The organism is Roseateles sp. DAIF2 (assembly GCF_015624425.1).
Lineage (GTDB): Bacteria > Pseudomonadota > Gammaproteobacteria > Burkholderiales > Burkholderiaceae_C > Kinneretia.
Genome location: NZ_CP049919.1, coordinates 92,736 through 113,509 on the forward strand (window position 1 = coordinate 92,736; position 20,774 = coordinate 113,509).

Sequence of the window (20,774 nt, forward strand, 5' to 3'; positions counted from 1 at the left end):
TCATGCCTTGGTCGCTGCTGCCATCTTGTTGATCGACTGGCGGATGCGCCGCGCGTCGGCCAGGCGCTGGGCCGAGCCGTCGGCGTCCAGCAGCACGACCAGCACGTTGCGAAGTTCCTTGCCGCCCAGGCGCACCCGCATCGCCAGGCAACGGCCGGCTTCCTCGGTATAGCCGGTCTTGGACAGGCGGATGTCCCAGCCCTTGCCGCCGACCAGGCGGTTGGTGTTGCGCAGCTCGCGCGGCCGGCCGTCGACCGCGACACGGGTCTTGCTCTCGCTGGTGATGCGCGCGATCTCCGGGTAGCGCGCCGCGGCGGCGGCGATGCGCGCCATCTCGCTGGCGGTGGAGACATTGGACGGCGACAGGCCGGTCGGCTCGACGATCACGGTCTGCATCAGGCCCAGGCCGCGCAGCTTGGCCGCCACCGCCCGCTCGAAGCCGGCCGTAGCACCGGGATAGAAGCGCGCCAGCGCCGAGGCCGCCCGGTTGTCCGAGGACACCAGGGCCAGCTCCAGCGCGGCCTGACGACTGAGCTTCGCGCCGACCTTCAGGCGCGAGGCGCTGTGCTTCAGGCGATCCACATCATCGGCGTCGATCTGCAGCATCTCGCCGGCCGGCTGCTTGGCGTCCAGCACCACCATCGCGGTCACCAGCTTGGTCAGCGAGGCGATCGGCACCACCGCGTCGGCATCCTTGCTCATCAGCACCCGGCCCGAGCCCTCGTCCAGCACCAGCATGTGGCGGGCATTGACCGGCAGCTGCATCAGGGCGCCCAGCGACGCGCTCGGTGCCGTTGCGGGAGCCGCGGGCGTGACCTGGCCGGCATGCTCGCGCGGCGAGGTAGCAGCTGCCCCCAGTGGGGCGGTCGCCAGCGCCGGTTCGGTCGTTGTCGTCGGCTGCTGGCGCGCCGCCTGCACCAGCAGGCTGGCACCGGCCAGCAGCAGCGCGGGCAGGGCGAGTTTCCAGGCCGGGGTGCGGGAGGAGGCCTGCGGGGTGGTCGGGATCTTCATCATCAGCATCAGTTGTTCGATTCGGGGCAGCAGCCGTCCGCCGCGGGCGGACATGGCCAGTTCGGGTTGTGGCGGCGCATCGTCCGGCTCGGCCAGCGCCTGCAGGGCCAGCGCCAGGCGGCGCGGATCGTCCAACGCGTGCGCCGCGATCTCGTCGGCCACCTGCTCGCGCTCGTCGCGCAGCCGGCCGGACAGCCACCACACCACCGGGTGGAAGAACAGCAGGGCCTCGACCAGGCTCTGCAGCAGATTGGCCAGGTAATCCCAGCGCCGTACATGGGCCAGCTCATGCGCCAGCAGGGCCTCCAGCAGCGGCACCGGCAGGCGGCTCAGCAGGGCCGCGGGCAGCAGCACCAGCGGTCGCCACCAGCCCACGGTGACCGGTGCGTCCAGGCCCTGCGCCAGCAGCTTCAGCGGCACCGGCCGGGTCAGGCCCAGGCGCCGCGCCAGCGCATCCAGCCGTGCCTGCCAATGGGCCGGGGCCGGCTCGGCCTCGCGGCGCCGGCGCGCCACCCAGGCCAGGCCCAGCCCCAGGCGCAGGCTCATCAGGCCGACGCCCAGGCTCCAGGCCGTCACCAGGGCCGGCAGCTGCGCGCCCAGCGCCAGCAGCCAGGCCGGCGGCAGCGGGTTCATCACGCGCCCCTCGTCGCCCGACAGCAGCCAGCCCAGATGGGCCAGCGGCAGAGCCAGGCAGGCCAGCAGGGCCAGCGCGCAGACCGCATAGCGCCGCTGCGGCCCGGCCCGGCGCAGGAGCCGCAGCAGCAGGGCCGCGACGGCGCCGATCGCCAGGCCCTGCCAGACGAAATGCAGCAGCGCCCAGCCCAGCGCGGGCACGAACAGCTCGGCCGCGCCGCTCATCGGGCGCTCCCGTCCTTGCCGTCCGCTTTCTGCTTCTGCTGATCCAGCAGCCGCTGGATCTCGTCGCGCTCGCGGGCGTTGACATGGCCCTTCAGCGCCGCCATCACCAGGGCCTTGCCGGAACCGGCGAAGGCCTTGGCGATCAGCTCCTTCAGCAGATGGGTCTGCAGCTTGTCCTGCGCCTGGGTCGGCGCGTAGCGCTGCGGGCGCTGGCTCTCGTCACGGCTCAGCAGGCCCTTGCCATGCATCACCTGCAGCTGGCGCAGCACCGTCGCATAGCTGGCCTCGGGCCGCTCGGTCAGCAGGGCCTCGTGCACCTGCTTCGCATCGGCCGGCGCGCCCAGGCGCCACAGCACGCGCAGCAGATCGAGCTCGGCCGCGGTCGGCCGCGGCTGGGAGGAAGAAGAAGAGGAGGTTTTCGCCATGGATTCAGAATATCTGTTCTAGAACTCAATGTCTAGAACTTTCATTCTGAATAGGCGCCAGGATCGATCAGGCCAGCAGCTCGAAGTACATCAGCGCATGGTCCGAGTAGTCACGGATCCAGGCGTCGCGGCCGGCCAGGGTGGCGGCCTCGGGCCAGCCGCGCAGCGCCACCTCGGCGCTCAGTCCATCGACGGGCCGCCTGAAGCCGCGGAACTTCAGATTGCTGCTGGCGAACACATGGTCGAGGTTGGAGTCCGGGATGCGCGAGGCCGAGCCATTGCTCCAGCTGGCGTCATGCGTCTTGACCAGGCGGCGCATGCCGGCGTATTTGGTGCGCGCCGCCTCCTTATCCCATTTCTGCAGCTCGATGGCCGGATCGATCGCGCGGCCGAAGGGGTAGTCCAGGCCCATGGTGTTGAGGTCGCCCAGGAACAGGTAGCGCGCCTGGCCGGGCCCGCCGGCCGCCTTGTCCAGGTCGCGGCGGAACTCCAGCGCGCGGCCCAGCATGTCGTCGCGCAGACCCATGCCGCGCGGCTCGACGCCGCTGGCCAGATGCAGGAACAGCAGGCAGTAGTTGTGGCCGCCGACATGCACGCTGACCAGCTGGCCCGGGCGCATATGGGTGGTGCCGGAGCGGAACTCGGTGCGCTGGGTGATGAAGGCGGTCAGGCCCTTTCTCACGCCGATCAGGATCTCCTGGGTCTGCAGGCCCTCGGTGATCTGGAAGGTGTAGCCGGGCATGCGCTTGACCAGCTCGCCGAACACGGCGGCGCCCTCCACCTCGTAGAGGCCGAACACATCGGGCTTCTGCCGGACCATGAACTCGACCACCCGGCCGACCCGCCCGGGATCGTCCTTGAAATGCTCGACGTTCCACGACGCCACCGAGAACAGCTTCCTGCCAGTCGCCATGATCGGATCCTCCATCGGCCGCGCCGCCACCATGCCTCGCGGCGCCGGGGCCGGCAAGCCCTAGGCGATGGACGACGCAACAAACAAAACAGGGGTGCGACGGGGCTGCAGCCGGCCTGAAACGGCGGCGGCCGACAGTGGCGGCTCCTCCACCCCGACAGCGCCGCCGCCATGAACCACGATCACCCCCATCGCCTGCTGCACAGCCAGGAATTCGGTCTGGGCCCGGCCCCGCTGGTCTGCCTGCATTCCAGCGGGGCCAGCGGCGGCCAATGGCGGGCGCTGGCCGAGCGCTTGCAAGGCCGGCACCGCCTGGTCTGCGTCGACCTGCCGGGCCATGGCCGCAGCAGCGACTGGGCGCCGGACACCCGGCCGGACCTGGCGCTGGAGGCCGAGGTGGTCTGGATGTCGCTGGGCCCGACGCCGGTGCCGCTGGACCTGGTCGGCCATTCCTATGGCGCCGCGCTGGCACTGCAGATGGCCCGGCAGCGGCCGGAGCGGGTGCGCTCGCTGACCTTGTACGAGCCGGTGCTGTTCGGCCTGCTGAAACACCAGGAGCCCTGGGGCGAGGCCTGGCACGAGATCGCCGACCTGGCCGGCCGCATCGACGCCCGGCTGGCCCGCCACCAGCCCGAGGGCGCGGCCGCGCTGTTCTGCGACTACTGGGCCGACGGCCCGGCCTGGGCGGCGCTGAACTGCCTGCAGCAGCAATCGCTGGCGCGGCGCATGCCGACGATCGCCCGCCATTTCCAGGCCCTGTTCGCCGCCAGCTGGGGCACGCGCGAGCTGGCCAGGCTGCCGCCGCTGCGCCTGCTCTGCGGCGGCCGCACCCGCGCGCCGGCACGCCGCATCAGCGAGCTGCTGGCCCTGGCGCTGCCGCAGGCGCGGCTGGACTGGCTGCCGATGGCCGGCCATCTGGGCCCGATCAGCCATCCGGACGAGGTCGCCGCCTGGCTGAGCGCCACCCCGCGGCCGGCGCAGCAACGGGCTTATGCACAAGCCTGTGTATAAGTTTTTAACAAGCGGGGGCTTATCCACAGGGCTAGCGCGACCCGCCAAGTTGTTGTCTGTCGAGGGGTGATCTCGACCCCAAGGGGCCCACATGCTTGATCCCAGGCCAAACACTTGTCGGGCAAGGGAAAAATGCGCTTGTCCACAGGCAAGGGCGCCCTCTACTAAGACTACTAATCTAAAGAATAAGAAATACAGTGAATACAAGAGCGGGCGGGAAAAGCAGGTCGGGCTGCAAAACCGAGTGGCACGGGCGGGCTAGCCCCGCGCGCTGAACGCACAAAGGCCGACTCATGTCACACTGCCGGCCCTCCCGGTAGTTGTCATGAGCCAGTCGTCCGCCTCCACCCCCCTCGTTCTCCTGCACACCGCCTCCGGCGGTTTCGAGTCCGCCTGCCGCATTCCCGCGCTGCCGGCGGGCCATCGCAGCCATGGCCTGCATGGCCACAGCTATTTCGCCACCGTGCGCGCCGAGCTGCCGCCCGGCTGGGCGCCCTTTCCCGGCGCCGAGGTGGAGGAACTGCGCCGCCGGCTCGAGGCCTGCCTCGCGCCGCTGGACCATGGCCTGCTGAACGATGTGCTGCAACAGCCGACGGACGAGAACCTGGCACGCTGGATACGTCGGCGCCTGGAGACGGAGTTCGGCGTGCCGGGCATCCGCCAGGTCGGCATCCAGAGCACCCAGCATTCGGGCGTGGACCTGGACGTGTCGGGCCAGGCCCATGTCTGGAGGCGCTACCGCTTCCAGGCCGCGCACCAGCTGCCCCATGTGCCGGTCGGCCATAAATGCGGCCGCATGCATGGCCATGGCTTCGAGGTGATCCTGCATGCCAACCAGGACCTGGGTGAACGCGACCTGAGCGTCGACTACGACCATCTGGACGAGGTCTGGGCCCCGTTCCACATGCAGCTGAACTACCAATGCCTGAACGGCATCGAGGGTCTGGAGAACCCGACCAGCGAGGTCATCTCGGCCTGGCTGTGGCAGCGCCTCAAGCCCCTGCTGCCGGAGCTGAGCTGGGTCACGGTCTACGAGACCGGCTCCTGCGGCGCCAATTTCGACGGCGAGCGCTACCGGATCTGGAAGGAACTGACCCTGGATTCGGCGATCCGGCTCAAGCGCGCGCCGGCGGACAGCCCCCTGCGCGGCATCCATGGCCATACCTACACCCTGCGCCTGCATCTGAACGCGCCGCTGGACGCGGTCTACGGCTGGACCGTGGACTTCGGCGATGTCAAAACCCTGTTCGATCCGATCTTCAAAGCGATCGACCACCGGCCGCTGTACGAGATCGCCGACCTGCCGGACGGCGACACCGCCAGCCTGGCGGCCTGGGTGCTGGCCAAGGGTCGGGCGGCGCTGCCGCAGATCGACCGGGTGGACCTGTACGAGACCCGCGGCTCGGGCGCGATCGTCAGCGTCGCGGCGGCGGACGAACTGATCCCGGTGTGAGGACCTGGCGATGACTTATGCGGTCAAGGAAATGTTCTACACCCTGCAGGGCGAGGGCGCGCAGGCCGGGCGGCCGGCGGTGTTCTGCCGCTTTGCCGGCTGCAATCTGTGGAGCGGGCGTGAGCAGGACCGGGCCGGCGCGGTCTGCAACTTCTGCGACACCGACTTCGTCGGCACCAATGGCCAGGGCGGCGGCAAGTTCGCGACCGCGGCCCAGCTGGCGGCGGCGGTCGCGGCCAAATGGCCCGGGGGCGGCAAGCCCTATGTGGTCTGCACCGGCGGCGAGCCCCTGCTGCAGCTGGACGCCCCGCTGATCGAGGCCCTGCATGCCCAGGGCTTCGAGATCGCGGTCGAGACCAACGGCACCCAGCCGGCGCCGGCGGGGCTGGACTGGATCTGCGTCAGCCCCAAGGCCGATGCCGAGATCGTGCTGACCCGCGGCGACGAGCTAAAGCTGGTCTGGCCGCAGCCGCTGGCGCGGCCGGAGCGCTTCGCCGGGCTGGACTTCACCCATTTCTACCTGCAGCCGATGGACACGCCGCTGCTGCAAAAGCAGCACACCCGCGAGGCGATCGACTACTGCCTGGCGCATCCGCAGTGGAAGCTGTCGGTGCAGATGCACAAGGTCGTCGGCATCGACTAAAGAACGCGGCGACTCAGCCACCGAACAGGCCGGCCAGGGCACCGCGGATCCAGGCCTGGCCGGGATGGCCATGGGCATGTTCGTGCCACAGCATGCCGACCGCGAAACCCGGCACCGGCAGCGGCGGCTCCAGCAGCTGTAGCTGCTCGGCGCGGTCCCGCACCAGGCGTTCCGGCACCAGGGCCACGCCGTCGGTGGCCGCCACGATCTCCGGCACCAGCAGGAAGGACGCCGCCGAAACCGCAACCCGGCGCGCCAGCCCGCCGGCGGCCAGCTGCCGGTCGACCGCGGTGACGAAGTCGTCCCGCCCCAGAGACACCACCACATGCTCCAGCGCCAGATAGTCGGCCAGGCTCAGGCCCGGGCGCAGCCGCGGGTGGTTCCGGCGGCCGATCAGCAGGTAGCGTTCATTGAACAGCGGCGCGGCATATTGCCGAGCGGGCAGGGGCGTGGGCGGCGTCATCAGCGCCAGGTCCAGCTCGCCGCGCTCCAGCTGGCCGCCCAGGGCCTGCGGATCGAGATGGCGCAGCGCGATGCGGATGCCCGGCGCTCGCTCGCTCAGCTGGCGGATCAGCGGCAGCACCGCGACCGCCTGCAGGTAGTCGGTGCAGGCGATGCGGCAGTCCAGACGGGCATGGGCCGGATCGAAGTCGCGGTGGCTGGCCAGCAAGCCGCGCAGCTGGTCCAGCGACTGGCGCAAGGGCTCGAGCAGCTGCAGCGCCTTGGCCGTCGGCGTCATGCCGCGATGCGCCGGGATCAGCAGCGGATCACCGAGCAGGTCGCGCAGCCGGTTCAGCTGGGCGCTCAGCGCCGGCTGGCTCAAGTGCAGGCGCGCGGCGGCGCGCGTCACATTGCGCTCCTGCAGCAGCGCTTCCAGGCTCAGCAGCAGGTTCAGGTCCAGCCTCTTGATATCCATTCAATGGATAGTAACCAAGAGATCTTTGAGTTTCACAAATAGTTAGCCGACGGCCAGACTGGCTTCCAACGCAACAAGCTCATGGGAGTCTTCGATGTCGGTTTCAACAAAGAAAATCCTGATCGTCCATGCGCAGCCGGAGCCCGACTCGCTGACCGCGCAATTCGCCGCCGCGGCGCGCCAGACCCTGGAGGCCCAGGGGCACCGGGTGCTGAGCTCGGATCTGTACGGCATGGGCTGGAAGGCGGTGTTCGATGCGCAGGATTTCCCGGACCGGGCCGATGCCGGGCGCCTGTCCTTCATCGCCGAGTCGGGCCACGCCTTCGCGGCGGGGACGCAGACCGCTGATGTCGAGGCCGAGCAGCGCAAGCTGCTGGCGGCGGACGCGGTGATCCTGCTGTTCCCGCTCTGGTGGTTCGGCCCGCCGGCGATCCTGAAGGGCTGGATCGACCGGGTCTATGCCTATGGGTTCGCCTACGGCTTCGAGGGCCAGGGCAACCGGCTGCGCTACGGCGACGGGCTGCTGAAGGGCAAGCGGGCGCTGCTGTCGGTGATGGTGGGCGGGCCGGCCGCGGACTATGGGCCGCGCGGCATCAACGGGCCGCTGGACCAGCTGCTGTTCCCGCTGACCCATGGCTGCCTGTTCTACCCCGGCATGGACGTGCTGCCGACGCATGCGGTCTACGGCACCGGGCGGATCGGGGCCGAGGCCGTCAAGGCGGAGCTGGCGGCCTGGCGGCAGCGCCTGGTCGGGCTGTTCGACGAGGCGCCGATCCCGTTTAGGCGCCAGAACGGCGGCGACTATCCGGACCGACACCGGCTCGCCGACGCGCTGGCACCCGGCCGCGAGGGCCTGATGGTGCATGTGGACACGGGCCTGTGAACAAGTCTGTGGATGGCACTTGAACAAGTCGGTGCTTGTCCACAGCGCCATCGGGCGGCGCCGAGTTGTTCCATTGGCCGTATCGGGCTGTCCCGGGTCCGGCGCACAGACTTTGACCGGCGCCATCTCCTTGTCGCGACTGGTGTTTTGGCAGTTGCCCACAGCAAAGACCGCCCTCTACCAATACGACTAAAGAGATAAATTGAAAACAAGGAATAACAAAAGGCCAAGAAAAAGGGAGCCGCATGGGCTCCCCGGGGAAGGAACGAAGACTTGCTCGCTTACTTCTTCAGCCAGCCCTTGTCGCTCAGCGCCTTGGTGATCAGCTGCGCGGTCAGCTGATGGCCGTAGGGCGTCGGGTGGAAGCCGTCGGAGAAGGCATAGGTCTTCCACCAGTCGGCGCCGCCGCTGACACCGGCCGGCGGGTTGGCCGACAGCGCGGTGGCGGTGCAGGTGGGGAAGCTGTAGGTCGGCAGGCCGTCGCTGCCCACGCCGGTGATCGGGCAGGCCGGAGTCTTGACGTTGCTCAGGCCGTACTGGGCCGGCGAGGCGACCTGTTGGTTGAAGGCGGTGTAGAAGTCGATCACCAGCACGCGGGCGTCGCCGGAGAACTGCTTGGCCAGCTCGGCGTTGAAGGCTTCCATCCAGCCCTTGAACAGACCCTCGGCCTGCGCGCGCGCGGTCGCGCCGGCGGTGCCGCCGCCGTTGGCCGCGGCTATGCCGTCCAGCACCGTCTGGAAGCGCGGCGTGTTGGTGATGCCGGGCATGTTCAGCAGCGCGATGCGGGTCGCGCCCTTGTCCAGCGCATGCAGCTGGATGCCGGTGCGGAACTTGACGGCCAGGGCCTGCATATAGGGCATGCCGATGCCGGCGATCGTGGCGGAGCCGCCGGCCATCGCGGTATCCACCTGGGCCTTCGGCAGCAGGGTGGCAAGCAGGGCGGCATAGGAGGCGCCCTTGTCCTTGGGCACGGCCAGATAGGCGCTGACCAGCGCGGCCGCGTCGTTGCCGCCGCCGTCGACCAGCAGCAGGTCGCCGGCCTTGAAGCCATTGGGCGTGGCCAGCTGCAGCTGGATGCTGCGCGGGTCGTTCGGGTTGGCATGGTTGATCACGCCGCCGCCGATCGCGTAGTTGGTGCAGCCGGCCTTGGGATTCACGCCGATGCTGGCACCGGCCAGCAGGAAGAAGTTGCAATGCGTGCTCAGGCCATAGGCGGCGGCGACATGCTCGGGGTACATCAGCTGGCCGTTGCCCTGGACGGTGGCGCGCACGCCGCCGAAGGTGCCGACATCGGCCAGGCTGTCGCCGAACACCTTCAGCGCGGTGACGCCCTCCTCCTGGGGCACGCCGTCGCCACCACCGCCGCAGCCGGCCAGCATTGCGATGGCCAGGGTCAGCAGGCCGGTCTTGAGTCTTGGGATCTTCATTGTTTTGTCTCCTGTGGAATGCCCCGTGCAGCGGGGTGAGAGAGGAAGGATGGAAGGCGGAGCCTGACAGCCGACTCTAGCCAGCGCTCACGCGCGCGATGCTGGGTGCAAACCCCGGGCTGTTGCTCTTGGCAGACCGCGGTTTCGAGCGCCGCGTCTAGATCGCGAGTGCTTGTCGCCTTGGCGACAGCGCGGGCCATGCCACACTTCCCGCCATGGATATCGTGAACCTGCAGCAGCGCCTGCGTGCCTTCTCCGCGGCGCGCCAATGGCAGCCCTACCAGACGCCCAAGAACCTGGCGATGGCCATGGTGGTGGAGGCGGCGGAGCTGGTGGAGATCTTCCAGTGGCTGACGCCCGAGCAGTCGCGCGAGCTGGAGCCGGCGCAGCGCGAACACCTGGGCGAGGAGATCGCCGACGTGATGCTCTACCTGCTGCAGATCGCCGATCAGAGCGGCATTGATGTCGAGCGGGCGGTGGAGCGCAAGTTCGCGAAGAACGCGCTGAAGTACCCGGCACCCTGAGGGCGGTGATGCAACAGACCATTGCCGTCATCGACTTCGAAACCACCGGCCTCGGCCCCACCGCGGGCGGCCGCGCCACCGAGATCGCGGCCGTGCTGGTGCGTGATGGGGCCATCGTCGACCGCTACCAGAGCCTGATGCACAGCGGCGCCTGGGTGCCGCCCTTCATTGAACGCCTGACCGGCATCAGCAATGCGATGCTGGCCGAGGCGCCGCCGGCCGAGCGGGTGATGCGTGAGGTGGCCGAGTTCACCCGCGGCTGCCCGCTGGTGGCGCACAACGCCAGCTTCGACCGCGGCTTCTGGATGCATGAGCTGGAGCGCGCCGGCTGCGCGCCCGATCCGGCGCATGAGTTCGCCTGCACCGTGCTGCTGGCGCGGCGCCTGTATCCGGACGCGCCGGACTGCAAGCTCGGCACCCTGGCCCGCCACCACAATCTGCCCGACAACGGCCGTGCCCACCGCGCGCTGGCCGATGCGCTGACCACCGCGCAGCTGCTGCTGCGCATGCAGGCGGATCTGGAGGCTCGCTATGCGCGGGAGCTCGGCGCGCTGCCGGTCGACCATGCCCTGCTGGCCCTGTTGCAGCGGGCCGGCAAAGCGGCTTTGAAACGATGTGTGAGTGATTACGCGCGGCCGCGGCTGGCATCGCTGGGCCTGCAAGCCGTCTGATCGAGAACCCAAAAAATAGCGCTGTCAAGCGGCCGGTGCGCGGGTTTTGGCGCGCAAAATTCCGCCCTTGCCCGTTTTTCGAGTTCTCAGTCAGAGTTAGATCCGTATGTCGAGTATCCAGGTCCGCCCGGCCACCCTGCGTGATGCCAAGGCCATCGCCGAAGTCCATGTCGCGGCATGGCAGGACGCCTACAAGGGTTTGCTGCCCGATGCCACCTTGGACGCGCTGTCGGTGCAAAAACGCCAGGCCTTCTGGCGCGAAGCCATCGACCTGTGCGAACCGCAGGTGATGGTGGCCCATATCGACAACGAGCTGATGGGCTTTGTCGGTTTCGACCGTTCGCGCGACAAGGGCACGCCCTCCACCACCGGCGAGATCTGGGCGCTGTACGCCAACCCGGTGCATTGGGACAAGGGCGTCGGCCTGGCCCTGTGGGACGCCGCGCGCGACGGCCTGCAGGAAGAAGGCTGCACCAAGGTCACGCTGTGGACCTATCTGCGCAACGAACGCGCGCTGCGCTTCTTCGAGCTGGCCGGCTTCAAGCGCGACATGGGCAGCACCAAGACCACCGAGGTCAGCGGCACCCGCCTCGAGGAACTGCGCCTGCAGCGTTCGCTGGTCTAAACGGTTTCGCTTTTGCAGCGCGATGCGCCCTTGCGGGGCGCATTGTTTTTTTCTCCGGGGCCAGGTCTTGCCTGGCCCGATCCCATCTTTTTTCTCCCCGCGTCCCGTGCTGGCCAAGCTGACCTCCAAGAACCAACTGACGCTGCCCAAGAGCGTGACCGAGGCCATCGGGCCGGTGCAGTACTTCGAGGTGCAGGCCCGGGCCGGCCAGATCATCCTGACGCCGGTGCGCATTCAGCGCGGCGATGCGCTGCGCGCCAAGCTGGCGGAGCTGGACCTCGGCGAGGCGGCGATCGAGAAGGCGCTGGACTGGGCCGCCAAGGCCCTGGCGGTGCCGGCGAAGAAGAAGGCCAGCGGTAGCAGGAAGGCAAAACCGGCGGCCGCGCCCGAGGTGGCGCCGGCTCGCAAGGTGGCCCGGAAGACCGCGACCGTGAAGACCGCGACGGCACCCAAGACCGCGGCCCGCAAGCGTAGCGGCGTGGTGGCGAAGTGAGGACCAACAAGGCCGCGACCGTGCCGGCGGTGGTGTTCGACACCCCGCTGCTGCTGCGCACCCTGTTGAGCGGCGATGCCTCGGCGCGGCGCCTGCGCCAGGCCTGGCAGCAGGGCCGTTGCCGCGCGCTGGTCGATGCGGACAGCGCGCGGGCGCTGGTGCTGGCGCTGGGCAGCCCGGCGCTGCGCCTGACGCCGGAGCAGCAGCGCGAGCTGCTGGCCGACTACCTGCCCTATGCCGAGATCCAGCAGGCCGCGCCGGCCCAAGTGCCCGTCGAGGGTCAGGTCTTGTCCCCATTCGACCTTCTGGCGCTGGACCTGGCCCGGGCCTCCGGCCAGCCCTGCCGGCTGGTCAGCGACAGCGCGGCGCTGAAAAAAGTGCGCTGGTCGCGCGGCCGCAAGGCCTCCCCCGTGGAACTCGTGGCAAGCGAGGATTTCTTGACGCAGCTCTGAGTAAACCCTGCCGATAAGAAACGTCGGGCTCTGCTAGATTGCGCGCTCCCGACGACCATGAGCAACTTCGACCGATCCATCTCTTCCGGCATGTGGCGTGTGGTGTTCTACGAACGCCGCGGCTACCGCATTCATATGGATCGGACCGGCCCTTGGCTGCCGAACAAGAAGCTGGCCCAGCAATGGGCGCAATGGTTCGGCGAACGCGGCTACCACGTCGCGCTGCAGGACCAGGCGGGCGGCATGGAGCGGCTCAGCCCGGGGCTGCCGGGCTGATCGAGCGGCTCAATGCGCCGGCGCGCGGTAGCCGCCGCGCTCCAGCGCCCAGCCCTCGGTGGCGCGCGGCTCGGGATGACGCTGCACATGCACCGGGCACAGGCGCTTCGCGGCGGCGCGCTGCACCAGGGCCTCGGCCTGGGCCGCATTGAGCTGCAGCGCGAACTTGGCCCAGCGCTTTTGCACCAGCGGCTGGGCCCAGGCATCCTCCAGCGCCCAGCGGATCTCATGCGTCTCGGTCAGCGCGCCCTTGCCGACATGCAGCACGCGCGGCGCCAGCGCCAGCACGAAGCGGTTGAAGTCGGCACGCAGCGCCTCGTTCGGCAGCAGGGCCTCCAGCCGCGCCAGGCGGGCGCTCCAGCCCGGCGTGGCGAGCTGGCGCGTCACCAGGGCCTGCAGGGCCTGGATCGGGTTGAACAGGCGCAGCCGGTTCGGCGGCAGCACATGCAGCGGGATCACGGCCGCCTCCTCATGTGGCAGTTCGGTGACGAAGCTGCACAGCACCGCGACCCGCCGCCATTCCTGCGGGCCCAGCCCGGCGATGCTGCGGATCGGGCCTTGCGCCACGCTGCGGGCCAGCTCGCTGGCGCTGGCCCAGCCATGGCGTGCCTTGGCGGCATTGGCGCCGGGGCTCATCATCGCCAGGTTGCCGGCGGCATAGCCGGCGTCGTCGCGCACCCGGTCCACCGAGCCCTGCTGCTCGCTCAGCGGGCTGCGCAGGATGGGGCAGAAGTCGGCGGCGATCTGCTGCAGGTAGTTGGGCGTCAGCTGCACGTCCTCGAAGCTGCGGCCGCGCTGCCAGGCATGCACGCGCAACTGCAGCCAGAGCCGGGTATGGCGGTTCGGCTTGTGAGCGCGGCGACCGAAGGTGGCCATGCCGGCCTGCCAGCCCTGCAGCAGTGGCGACTGGTGCGACAGATGGGCCACCGGCGGCGTCACGCCGTGGCGCGCATGGTCGAAACCCAGCTCGAAGCCCAGATCGTTGCTGCTGCTCCCCTGGCCGACGGCGGGCCGGGCGGCCGCGTCCGGGATGGGGGCGGCGAGGCCCGCCAGCTCCAGCTGGGCGGTGGTGCGAACTGCGGGGACTGCTGCTGCGATCTGTGCCATGAGTTGCTCCTGTTGATGTGGCACAGTGTGGCCGCCTGGTAGCTCATTGGATGAGCTACCAAGGGGCGGCGCAGCGGGCGCCGCAGCCTACTGACAAATTTGGACGGGAGAGGGTCGCCGCCGATGGACCGGACCGAACGCTTCTACAAGATCGAGTTGCTGATCCGCAGCCGCGAATGCGTCAGCTTCGCGACCTTGCTGGCCGAGCTGGAGGTCTCGCCGGCGACCCTGAAGCGCGATCTGCAGTACCTGCGCGAGCGCCTGGACGCACCGATCGAATACGACGCGATGGCCAATGGCTACCGGTTCGGCCGGCAATGGCGAGGCGGTGGTGGCGGGCCGCAGCATGAGCTGCCCGGCGTCTGGTTCAACGAGAAGGAGCTGCATGCGCTGCTGACCATGCACCAGCTGCTGTCCGGCCTGGACGAGGACGGCATCCTGAGCCGGCATCTGCAGCCGATGTTCGACAAGCTGACCGGCATGCTGGGCACCGATGCCGAGGAGGCGCAGGAGATCACGCGCCGCATCAAGCTGATCAGCACCGCGCGCCGGCGCGTCGCCAGCGAGTTCTTCGAGACCGTCGGCAGCGCGGTGGTGCAACGCCGGCGCCTGCGCATCCTCTACCGCAAGCGCGGTCGCGGCGGCCCGGTGGCGGGCGGCGGCGTGAACGAGCGCGAGGTCTCGCCGCAGCGCCTAGTGCACTACCGCAACACCTGGTACCTGGACGCCTGGTGCCACCTCAGCGAGGGCCTGCGGCGCTTCGCGCTCGACGCGATGGAGGGGGCAACCCTGCTGGAGGCCAAGGCGCGCGCGGTCGCGCTGCCGGTGCTGGAGGCCGAGCTGGACCAGGGCTACGGCATCTTTGCCGGCGGCCAGGCCCAGCAGGCGCGGCTGGTGTTCAGCGCCGAGGCCGCGCAATGGGTGGCGCGCGAGGAATGGCATCCGGCCCAGCGCAGCGAATGGCTGGACGACGGGCGCTGGCAGCTGGAGGTGCCCTATGTCGACGCGACCGAGCTGCTGATGGACCTGCTGCGCCATGCGGGCCAGGTCCAGGTGCTGGCGCCGCCGGCGCTGCGCGAGGCCTATGCGCAGCGGCTTAAGGGAGCGGTGGCGGGCCTGGTGTAGAAGTGAGGTCGTACAACCAGAACCGAGCACACACCATCAGGGAGGAAGAACCATGGCAAGCGACGATCCGAAACGGAGCGCCGAACTCGTGTCGCTGAGCGGCAGCCCCATCTACCGGCACGGCAATCCGAAGCCCTGGGCCGCGCCGCAAGGCGAGGAATTCATCCAGCAGATATCGGCGCACATCGAGAGGCACCTCGGGCCCATCGAGACGGTCTTTCATGAAATCGCTTCGGACCTGGTCCACATCGACGTTCATGTCGTCAAACCCAGCCCGGCGTTTCCTTATGTGCGCTTCATCACCTCGGGCATGAGCGATCTGCCGATGACGGTTCCCGAGGGAGCGGAGGTGCCACGCTATGCCGAGCTGATGATGACGCTGCCGGCGGACTGGAAAACCGATCAGGCGTCGTTCGAGGACGAGTCCTGGTACTGGCCGATCCGGCTGATCAAGGGCCTGGCCAGGCTGCCGCACAAGCATGCGACCTGGCTTGGCTTCGGGCACACCGTGCCGAATGGGGATCCCGCCGAGCCCTATGCACCGAACACCGCGCTGTGCGGCGCCCTGGTCCTGCCGCCGGTCAGCGTGCCGCCGGCGTTTCGAAGCCTCGACATTCCCGGGGTCAAGACCGTGAGCTTCTATGCGGTCGTGCCGCTCCACGCCAAGGAGATGGAGTTCAAGCTGCGCGCCGGCGTGAACCGCTTGCTGGAGCGGTTCGATCGCAAGGGTGTCGATGACCGGGTCGATCCGCAGCGGGCCGATGCCACGCTGAAGCGGTTCGGGCTCTGGTGAGTCCGCCGCTGCGGCCGGACCGGGTCTAGTTGTCCGCGGCTTCCTGCCGCTTCAGCCGCTCGCTGTGCCAGTAGACGTCGTCGCCGCCCAGGCCGTCGAGATTGGCGCGGTTCAGCACCCGGGCCAGCACGAACAGCAGGTCCGACAGGCGGTTCAGGTACTGGCGCGGCGCGGCGTTGATCGTCTCCTGCCCGGCCAGGGTGACCACGGCCCGCTCGGCGCGGCGCGCGACGGTGCGGCAGACATGGGCGACGGCGGCGCTACGGGTGCCGGCGGGCAGGATGAATTCCGCCAGGCGGGGCAGGGCGGCGTTGTAATGGGCCAGCGCCTCGTCCAGGCGCAACACCGCGTCGTCCTTGATCAGCTGGTAGCCGGGCATGCAGAGCTCGCCGCCCAGGTTGAACAGCTCATGCTGGATCGTGACCAGCAGTTCGCGCACATCGTCCGGCAGCGGTTCGGCCAGCAGCACGCCGATCTGCGAGTTCAGTTCGTCGACATCGCCCATCGCCATCACGCGCAGATGGTCCTTGGGCACGCGGGTGCCGTCGCCCAGCCCGGTCGTGCCGTCGTCGCCGGTGCGGGTTGCGATCTGGGAAAGTCGGTTGGCCATGGGGCGGATCAACGGGAAAGTGGGGAGACCCGCATCTTGCCCCAGAACGGGGCTGGACTCCTCAGCCGCGCCGACCGCTGCGATGGAAGCCGGGCTTGGCGTGGCCCATGCCCGGGCCATGCAGCTGCCGCGAGCGGGCCGGGCCGTAGGCGCCATGCGCATGGTCATTACGCCAGTCGGCCACGCCGGGCGGCTGTTCGCCCAGGTGCAGCCATTCGCGCCAGAGCTGGCCCAGCAGGTCCAGGCGCAGCGCGCCGATCACGATCAGCGCGACCAGGACCAGCAGCAGCAGGCTTGCAAGATCGTTGGACATGGCACAACTCCTTCCACATCGCGGGCAAGGCGCCATCGTCATCGATGACGGCTGTTGCCCGTGATGGTGGCACCGGCCGCGGCGGACCGCAAGCCGGTGGTGCCTGGTGTGGCGTCGGAAACGACGCGCCGGATCAGAACTGGTGGTTGTACTGGACGCCGAACAGCAGCGAGTCCACCTTGTAACGGCCACGGGTGGTCGCGCAGCTGGAGGTGTTCTTCGGCACGGCGTCGGCGGCGGTGCAGGTGGCGTAACCGCCGGTGTCGAACTGGTCGATCTGACCGTCCTTCACATGCACATAGCTGGCCGCCAGATCGATCGAGCGCTTGGCGTCCAGCTTCCAGTTCAGGCCGGCGGACAGCCAGCTGCGGTCGTTGTCGGGCAGGGACGCGGTGCGGTTGCGCGGCGTCACCGGCGACTGGTCGAAGGCCACGCCGCCGCGCAGCTGCAGCGCGTCGCTCCACTGGTAGGTCAGGCCCAGCGAGGCGCGCAGGGTGTCGGTCCAATTCTCCGGCGTGTTGCTGTCGGCCAGGGTGTTTGCGAAGTCGATGCGCAGTTCCTTGAAGCGCGAGTGGCGGGTCCAGGTGAAGTCACCCATCACGCCGAAGCGCTCATGCTGCTTGAAGAAGTTGAAGGCCAGCGACTCGGGCGTCTTGATCTCCAGGCCGGCGTCGCTGTTGGTGTAGCGGGCCAGCAGGCTGGCGCGCACCTGGTCGCCGGCGCCGGGCAGGGCGGTGTTCAGCAGCGAGCCGAGGTTGGTGGCGGCGGTCTGCACATCCCAGGTCGCGCTGCCCTTCAGCTTGTGCTTGATCGAGGAGCGGTAGGCGATGCCGAAGCGGGTGTCCTTGTCGTACTCGTACATCAGGCCGAGGTTGAAGCCGAAGCCCCAGTCGTCGCCCTTGACATCGACGCCGCCGGAATACAGCGGGTTGCCCGAGGCCTGCTTGATCATGCCGCCCAGACGGTTCAGCACCGCGGCGCGGATCAGCTCCAGCGGCACGCCGGGCTGGGCCGCGGCGGCCTGAGCCACCTGCTGCGCCACGACGCTGCCCAGCGCGCCGGAACCGAAGTCCGCGCCCTTCTGCAGCTTGCCGTCCATGAACTGAGCGGTGAGGCCGGCGCCCAGGCTCACCTTGGGGCTCAGCTTGAAGGCGATCGAGGGATTCACCGCGATCGTGGTCAGCTCGGTGCTCAGCGCGGTGTAGCGGCCGGCCCAGCCCTTGTCGTATTCGGTCTTGGAGCCGAAGGGCACGAACACCGCCAGGCCCAGCGACATGTCGTTGGACAGCTTGTGCGTGAAGTAGCCATGCGGCACCGCAGTGGTCTTGATGAACTTCTTCGTGTTGCCGCCGCTGATCGGCAGGCCGAAGGAGGTGACCGAGCCCTGGTCCTCGTACTTGGTGCTGGGCACCACGACGTTCAGCACGCCGGAGGCGCGCGTGCCGTCCAGGCGGGTCATGCCGGCCGGGTTGTAGAACAGCACCGAGGGATCGGCCGCTTCGGCGGCGTTGGCATTGGCCGTGCCCTGCGCGGCGGCCGATTGGGAACCGAAGTGGTAGCCCGATGCCAGCGCGGACGAGGTGCCCATTGCGCACAGCAGACCGAGCATCAGAGGAGTGGGCGAAAAGCGCATGGAGTCTCCAGATGTTGTGAGGGTGGGCCCGTGGCGAGCCTTGTGTTTTTGATGATAGCCTGCGCCCCACCTGGGGTTGCCACTGGTATGAGGCCACCCGACAACAAGAAATTAAGGAGAGATATCTAATGAAGAAGCCGCTGGGCGCTCTGCGTGCGCAAGTCCTGACCCCTGTCGCCTTGGCGACGCTGACGCTGGTGCTGAGCGCCTGCGGCGGTGGTGGCGATGGCAGCAACCCGGCCGATGCGCCGACGACGGGCGCCGCGCAGTACGAGGCCGAGCTGCGCTACACCAGCTATGGCGTGCCGCATGTGAAGGCGGCGAACTTCAAGGGCCTGGGCTATGGCTATGGCTATGCCTTCGCGACCGACCATGTCTGCCTGTTCGCGCAGGAGCTGGTGACGATGCGCGGCGAGCGCTCGAAGTTCTTCGGCGCCGCCGACGCCAAGGGCGTGCCCGTCACCTATCTGGGCCAGTCCGGCACGGTGACGCCCAACCTGGCTTCGGACTTCTTCTACAAGCTCTACATGACGCCGGCCCAGGCCGCGGCGATGAAGGCTGCGGCGGGGCAGGAGACGCGCGACCTGGTCAGCGGCTTCGTGGCCGGCTACAACCGCTACCTGCGCGACCAGGGCGCCAACGGACTGCCCAACGATTGCAAGGGCGCACCCTGGGTGCGGCCGATGACCGAGGAGGAGCTCTACTGGCGCTTCAGCCAGGCGGCGATGACCGGCAGCTCGATGGCCTTCATCAATGCGGTCGGCAGCGCGCAGCCGCCGGTCGTGAAGACCGCCGCGCTGCTGCCCGGCGCCAAGGCGCTGCAGAAGAAGAGCACCCAGCTGGCGCTGCTGAACAGCCCGCTGATCCGCGCCACCGACGTGCTGTTCGAGCATGCGATCGGCTCCAACGGCTACGGCCTGGGCAAGGGTGTGACGCAGAGCGGCACCGGCATCGTGATGGGCAACCCGCATTTCCCCTGGTGGGGCGCGCTGCGCCTGCACCAGCTGCACCTGACGATCCCGGGCCAGTTCGACGTGATGGGCGCGACCCTGCTGGGCGCGCCGGTGCCGCTGATCGGCTTCAACAAGGATGTGGCCTGGACCCACACCTTCTCGACCGACAACCGCTTCACCCTGTTCCAGCTGAAGCTGGACCCGGCCGACCCGACCCGCTACCAGGTCGACGGTGCCTACAAGGCGATGAGCAAGACCGCGCTGAGCGTCGAGGTGCTGCAGCCGGACGGCACGCTCGCGACCCAGCAGCGCACGCTCTACGGCACCGACTTCGGCCCGTTGCTGAGCGATGGCAGCACCTTTGCCTGGAGCAGCGCCGCGGCCTTCGCGATCCGCGACGCCAACTACACCAACTACAAGCTGATCGACCAGGTCATCCTGAACGCCAAGGCCACCAGCGCCGACTCGCTGCGCCAGAATCTGGCCACGCACAGCGCGCTGCCCTGGGTCAACACGATGGCGGCGGACAAGGGCGGCAAGGCGCTGTTCGCCAACTACTCGGTGGCCGCCAATGTCAGCGACGCGCAGCTGGCCAGCTGCGTCAACAGCCCTACGGCTCAGTTCCTGCTGGCCACGCGCGGCCAGGTGCTGATGGACGGCAGCAAGAGCAGCTGCAACTGGAGCGGCGCGATCGGCGCGGCCGAGCGCCCCTATGTGCTGCGCGACGACTATGTCGTCAACGCCAACGACAGCCATTGGCTGCCCAACGAGCAGGTGCGCCTGAGCAAGCATCCGAAGATCATCGCGACCGGCCCCAACGCCGAGGGCATGCCGCAGGGCGAGCGCACCCGCATGGGCATCGTGCAGGTGCAGGACCGCATGAGCGGCGCCGACGGCCTGGCCGGCACCGGCTTCACGGTGGCGAACCTGCAGCAGGTCTATGCCAAGAGCCGCTTCTACAAGGCCGAGATCTGGCTGGACGAGTTCCTGGCCGCCAACTGCGCGGGCAAGCCGGCGCCGATCAAGGCCAAGGACAAGAACGGCGTCGACACCGACATCACCAGGGCCTGTGGCGTGCTGGCGATCTGGAAGAAGACCGAGGGCCTGACCGATCCGGGTGCGCTGCTGTTCCGCAACTTCTACGAGAGCGCCGGCGAGCTGAAGGAGTCCGCCTACTGGCGCGTGGCCTTCGATCCGGCCGATCCGGTGCGCACGCCGCGCGGCTTCAACACGGCCGCGAACGCCAAGGCGCTGACGGCGCTGGCCGATGCGGTGCAGCTGATGAACAAGGCGGGCATCGCGCTGGAGGAGGTCAACGCGCGCAAGCAGGTGATCGTGCGCGACAGCGCGCCAATCCCGCTGCCCGGCGGCCGCTACACCTTCAACAATGTGCGCGGCGAGCTGTCGAACGGCCTGTACGGCGACCCGGTCTATGGCAACAGCTATATGCAGTTCGTCACCTTCGACGCCAACGGCCCGGTAGCCGAGGGCCTGCTGACCTATTCGCAGAGCAGCCATATCCTGAGCCCGCAGTTCTCGGACCAGACCAAGCTCTACTCGGACATCTTCCTGAAGGGCGCCAAATGGGCCAAGCTGCCGTTCAGCGAGGCCGAGATCAAGGCCGACCCGGCCTATCGCTCGTTGAGCCTGCGCGAATAA

The 20,774-nt window shown here is 68.8% G+C and carries 22 protein-coding genes; 13 read left to right on the forward strand and 9 right to left on the reverse strand.

All coding sequences use genetic code 11. From position 1 onward, the window contains the following. The 3 genes from G8A07_RS00395 to G8A07_RS00405 all read right to left on the reverse strand — a co-directional run bounded on the left by G8A07_RS00395 (window position 1) and on the right by G8A07_RS00405 (window position 3,207). Complete coding sequence (locus G8A07_RS00395) at window positions 1–1,869, reverse strand: M56 family metallopeptidase (protein WP_195795175.1); 1,869 nt, start codon at window positions 1,867–1,869, stop codon at window positions 1–3. After that, window positions 1,866–2,294: a BlaI/MecI/CopY family transcriptional regulator gene (locus G8A07_RS00400; RefSeq protein ID WP_195795176.1), complete on the reverse strand. Its 429-nt coding sequence runs from the start codon at window positions 2,292–2,294 to the stop codon at window positions 1,866–1,868. Before G8A07_RS00400 ends, G8A07_RS00395 begins: the two co-directional genes overlap by 4 nt. 67 nt (window positions 2,295–2,361) lie before the next feature. After that, window positions 2,362–3,207: an endonuclease/exonuclease/phosphatase family protein gene (locus G8A07_RS00405; RefSeq protein WP_195795177.1), complete on the reverse strand. Its 846-nt coding sequence runs from the start codon at window positions 3,205–3,207 to the stop codon at window positions 2,362–2,364. A gap of 171 nt (window positions 3,208–3,378) precedes the next feature. On the opposite strand from G8A07_RS00405, the gene G8A07_RS00410 reads away from it, so the two are divergent. From G8A07_RS00410 to queE, 3 genes are all read left to right on the forward strand, one after another. Beyond that, a complete protein-coding gene (locus tag G8A07_RS00410) occupies window positions 3,379–4,218 on the forward strand; it encodes an alpha/beta fold hydrolase (RefSeq protein ID WP_195795178.1) in 840 nt (279 codons plus the stop codon). A gap of 325 nt (window positions 4,219–4,543) precedes the next feature. Next, complete coding sequence (locus G8A07_RS00415; RefSeq protein ID WP_195795179.1) at window positions 4,544–5,671, forward strand: 6-carboxytetrahydropterin synthase; 1,128 nt, start codon at window positions 4,544–4,546, stop codon at window positions 5,669–5,671. A 10-nt stretch (window positions 5,672–5,681) separates the two neighbouring features. Then, complete coding sequence (gene queE / locus G8A07_RS00420) at window positions 5,682–6,314, forward strand: 7-carboxy-7-deazaguanine synthase (RefSeq protein ID WP_195795119.1); 633 nt, start codon at window positions 5,682–5,684, stop codon at window positions 6,312–6,314. Window positions 6,315–6,327: 13 nt separating this feature from the next. Here the strand turns inward: queE and G8A07_RS00425 are convergent, their stop codons facing one another. Next, on the reverse strand, window positions 6,328–7,230 hold the full coding sequence (locus tag G8A07_RS00425) for a LysR family transcriptional regulator (protein ID WP_195795180.1): 903 nt from the start codon (window positions 7,228–7,230) through the stop codon (window positions 6,328–6,330). 94 nt (window positions 7,231–7,324) lie between these two features. On the opposite strand from G8A07_RS00425, the gene G8A07_RS00430 reads away from it, so the two are divergent. Then, window positions 7,325–8,113 (forward strand): NAD(P)H-dependent oxidoreductase, encoded by a 789-nt coding sequence (locus G8A07_RS00430; protein WP_195795181.1) that lies wholly within the window; start codon window positions 7,325–7,327, stop codon window positions 8,111–8,113. A gap of 281 nt (window positions 8,114–8,394) precedes the next feature. Here the strand turns inward: G8A07_RS00430 and G8A07_RS00435 are convergent, their stop codons facing one another. Then, window positions 8,395–9,540, reverse strand: a complete 1,146-nt coding sequence (locus G8A07_RS00435) for an SGNH/GDSL hydrolase family protein (protein ID WP_195795182.1) — start codon at window positions 9,538–9,540, stop codon at window positions 8,395–8,397. A gap of 215 nt (window positions 9,541–9,755) precedes the next feature. Here G8A07_RS00435 and G8A07_RS00440 point away from each other — a divergent pair, with 215 nt between their 5' ends. The 6 genes from G8A07_RS00440 to G8A07_RS00465 all read left to right on the forward strand — a co-directional run bounded on the left by G8A07_RS00440 (window position 9,756) and on the right by G8A07_RS00465 (window position 12,581). Continuing rightward, on the forward strand, window positions 9,756–10,064 hold the full coding sequence (locus G8A07_RS00440; RefSeq protein WP_195795183.1) for a nucleotide pyrophosphohydrolase: 309 nt from the start codon (window positions 9,756–9,758) through the stop codon (window positions 10,062–10,064). 8 nt (window positions 10,065–10,072) lie between these two features. After that, window positions 10,073–10,735, forward strand: a complete 663-nt coding sequence (locus G8A07_RS00445) for a PolC-type DNA polymerase III (RefSeq protein WP_195795184.1) — start codon at window positions 10,073–10,075, stop codon at window positions 10,733–10,735. Between the two features lie 106 nt (window positions 10,736–10,841). Then, complete coding sequence (locus tag G8A07_RS00450; RefSeq protein ID WP_195795185.1) at window positions 10,842–11,360, forward strand: GNAT family N-acetyltransferase; 519 nt, start codon at window positions 10,842–10,844, stop codon at window positions 11,358–11,360. A 106-nt stretch (window positions 11,361–11,466) separates the two neighbouring features. Further along, window positions 11,467–11,853: an AbrB/MazE/SpoVT family DNA-binding domain-containing protein gene (locus G8A07_RS27760; protein ID WP_249937178.1), complete on the forward strand. Its 387-nt coding sequence runs from the start codon at window positions 11,467–11,469 to the stop codon at window positions 11,851–11,853. After that, the gene (locus G8A07_RS00460; protein ID WP_195795186.1) at window positions 11,850–12,305 is read left to right on the forward strand and encodes a putative toxin-antitoxin system toxin component, PIN family; all 456 of its coding nucleotides are present in this window, start codon (window positions 11,850–11,852) and stop codon (window positions 12,303–12,305) included. The genes G8A07_RS27760 and G8A07_RS00460 overlap by 4 nt, the downstream gene beginning before the upstream one ends. A 57-nt stretch (window positions 12,306–12,362) precedes the next feature. Then, window positions 12,363–12,581, forward strand: coding sequence for a hypothetical protein (locus G8A07_RS00465; protein WP_195795187.1), 219 nt, complete (start codon window positions 12,363–12,365; stop codon window positions 12,579–12,581). A 9-nt stretch (window positions 12,582–12,590) separates the two neighbouring features. Here G8A07_RS00465 and G8A07_RS00470 read toward each other — a convergent pair whose 3' ends face one another. Continuing rightward, entirely contained in the window at window positions 12,591–13,688 is a 1,098-nt protein-coding gene (locus tag G8A07_RS00470; protein WP_195795188.1) for a hypothetical protein, read from the reverse strand. Between the two features lie 123 nt (window positions 13,689–13,811). Between G8A07_RS00470 and G8A07_RS00475 the strand changes: the two genes are divergently transcribed. Both G8A07_RS00475 and G8A07_RS00480 read left to right on the forward strand, forming a co-directional pair. Continuing rightward, entirely contained in the window at window positions 13,812–14,813 is a 1,002-nt protein-coding gene (locus G8A07_RS00475) for a YafY family protein (protein ID WP_195795189.1), read from the forward strand. 52 nt (window positions 14,814–14,865) lie between these two features. Then, window positions 14,866–15,606, forward strand: coding sequence for a suppressor of fused domain protein (locus G8A07_RS00480; RefSeq protein WP_195795190.1), 741 nt, complete (start codon window positions 14,866–14,868; stop codon window positions 15,604–15,606). Between the two features lie 25 nt (window positions 15,607–15,631). Here G8A07_RS00480 and G8A07_RS00485 read toward each other — a convergent pair whose 3' ends face one another. The 3 genes from G8A07_RS00485 to G8A07_RS00495 all read right to left on the reverse strand — a co-directional run bounded on the left by G8A07_RS00485 (window position 15,632) and on the right by G8A07_RS00495 (window position 18,162). After that, window positions 15,632–16,216 (reverse strand): cob(I)yrinic acid a,c-diamide adenosyltransferase, encoded by a 585-nt coding sequence (locus tag G8A07_RS00485; RefSeq protein ID WP_195795191.1) that lies wholly within the window; start codon window positions 16,214–16,216, stop codon window positions 15,632–15,634. Window positions 16,217–16,277: 61 nt separating this feature from the next. After that, window positions 16,278–16,529, reverse strand: a complete 252-nt coding sequence (locus G8A07_RS00490) for a hypothetical protein (RefSeq protein WP_195795192.1) — start codon at window positions 16,527–16,529, stop codon at window positions 16,278–16,280. A gap of 133 nt (window positions 16,530–16,662) precedes the next feature. Next, the gene (locus G8A07_RS00495; protein WP_195795193.1) at window positions 16,663–18,162 is read right to left on the reverse strand and encodes an OmpP1/FadL family transporter; all 1,500 of its coding nucleotides are present in this window, start codon (window positions 18,160–18,162) and stop codon (window positions 16,663–16,665) included. A 128-nt stretch (window positions 18,163–18,290) separates the two neighbouring features. On the opposite strand from G8A07_RS00495, the gene G8A07_RS00500 reads away from it, so the two are divergent. Then, window positions 18,291–20,774: a penicillin acylase family protein gene (locus G8A07_RS00500; protein ID WP_195795194.1), complete on the forward strand. Its 2,484-nt coding sequence runs from the start codon at window positions 18,291–18,293 to the stop codon at window positions 20,772–20,774.

What these genes read in the sequence shown, in the direction of transcription:
- G8A07_RS00395 (WP_195795175.1), bottom strand. Translation starts at nt 1,869, where the DNA reads ATGAGCGGCGCGGCCGAGCTGTTCGTGCCCGCGCTGGGCTGGGCGCTG.
- G8A07_RS00400 (WP_195795176.1), bottom strand. Translation starts at nt 2,294, where the DNA reads ATGGCGAAAACCTCCTCTTCTTCTTCCTCCCAGCCGCGGCCGACCGCG.
- G8A07_RS00405 (WP_195795177.1), bottom strand. Translation starts at nt 3,207, where the DNA reads ATGGCGACTGGCAGGAAGCTGTTCTCGGTGGCGTCGTGGAACGTCGAG.
- G8A07_RS00410 (WP_195795178.1), top strand. Translation starts at nt 3,379, where the DNA reads ATGAACCACGATCACCCCCATCGCCTGCTGCACAGCCAGGAATTCGGT.
- G8A07_RS00415 (WP_195795179.1), top strand. Translation starts at nt 4,544, where the DNA reads ATGAGCCAGTCGTCCGCCTCCACCCCCCTCGTTCTCCTGCACACCGCC.
- queE (WP_195795119.1), top strand. Translation starts at nt 5,682, where the DNA reads ATGACTTATGCGGTCAAGGAAATGTTCTACACCCTGCAGGGCGAGGGC.
- G8A07_RS00425 (WP_195795180.1), bottom strand. Translation starts at nt 7,230, where the DNA reads ATGGATATCAAGAGGCTGGACCTGAACCTGCTGCTGAGCCTGGAAGCG.
- G8A07_RS00430 (WP_195795181.1), top strand. Translation starts at nt 7,325, where the DNA reads ATGTCGGTTTCAACAAAGAAAATCCTGATCGTCCATGCGCAGCCGGAG.
- G8A07_RS00435 (WP_195795182.1), bottom strand. Translation starts at nt 9,540, where the DNA reads ATGAAGATCCCAAGACTCAAGACCGGCCTGCTGACCCTGGCCATCGCA.
- G8A07_RS00440 (WP_195795183.1), top strand. Translation starts at nt 9,756, where the DNA reads ATGGATATCGTGAACCTGCAGCAGCGCCTGCGTGCCTTCTCCGCGGCG.
- G8A07_RS00445 (WP_195795184.1), top strand. Translation starts at nt 10,073, where the DNA reads ATGCAACAGACCATTGCCGTCATCGACTTCGAAACCACCGGCCTCGGC.
- G8A07_RS00450 (WP_195795185.1), top strand. Translation starts at nt 10,842, where the DNA reads ATGTCGAGTATCCAGGTCCGCCCGGCCACCCTGCGTGATGCCAAGGCC.
- G8A07_RS00465 (WP_195795187.1), top strand. Translation starts at nt 12,363, where the DNA reads ATGAGCAACTTCGACCGATCCATCTCTTCCGGCATGTGGCGTGTGGTG.
- G8A07_RS00470 (WP_195795188.1), bottom strand. Translation starts at nt 13,688, where the DNA reads ATGGCACAGATCGCAGCAGCAGTCCCCGCAGTTCGCACCACCGCCCAG.
- G8A07_RS00475 (WP_195795189.1), top strand. Translation starts at nt 13,812, where the DNA reads ATGGACCGGACCGAACGCTTCTACAAGATCGAGTTGCTGATCCGCAGC.
- G8A07_RS00480 (WP_195795190.1), top strand. Translation starts at nt 14,866, where the DNA reads ATGGCAAGCGACGATCCGAAACGGAGCGCCGAACTCGTGTCGCTGAGC.
- G8A07_RS00485 (WP_195795191.1), bottom strand. Translation starts at nt 16,216, where the DNA reads ATGGCCAACCGACTTTCCCAGATCGCAACCCGCACCGGCGACGACGGC.
- G8A07_RS00490 (WP_195795192.1), bottom strand. Translation starts at nt 16,529, where the DNA reads ATGTCCAACGATCTTGCAAGCCTGCTGCTGCTGGTCCTGGTCGCGCTG.
- G8A07_RS00495 (WP_195795193.1), bottom strand. Translation starts at nt 18,162, where the DNA reads ATGCGCTTTTCGCCCACTCCTCTGATGCTCGGTCTGCTGTGCGCAATG.
- G8A07_RS00500 (WP_195795194.1), top strand. Translation starts at nt 18,291, where the DNA reads ATGAAGAAGCCGCTGGGCGCTCTGCGTGCGCAAGTCCTGACCCCTGTC.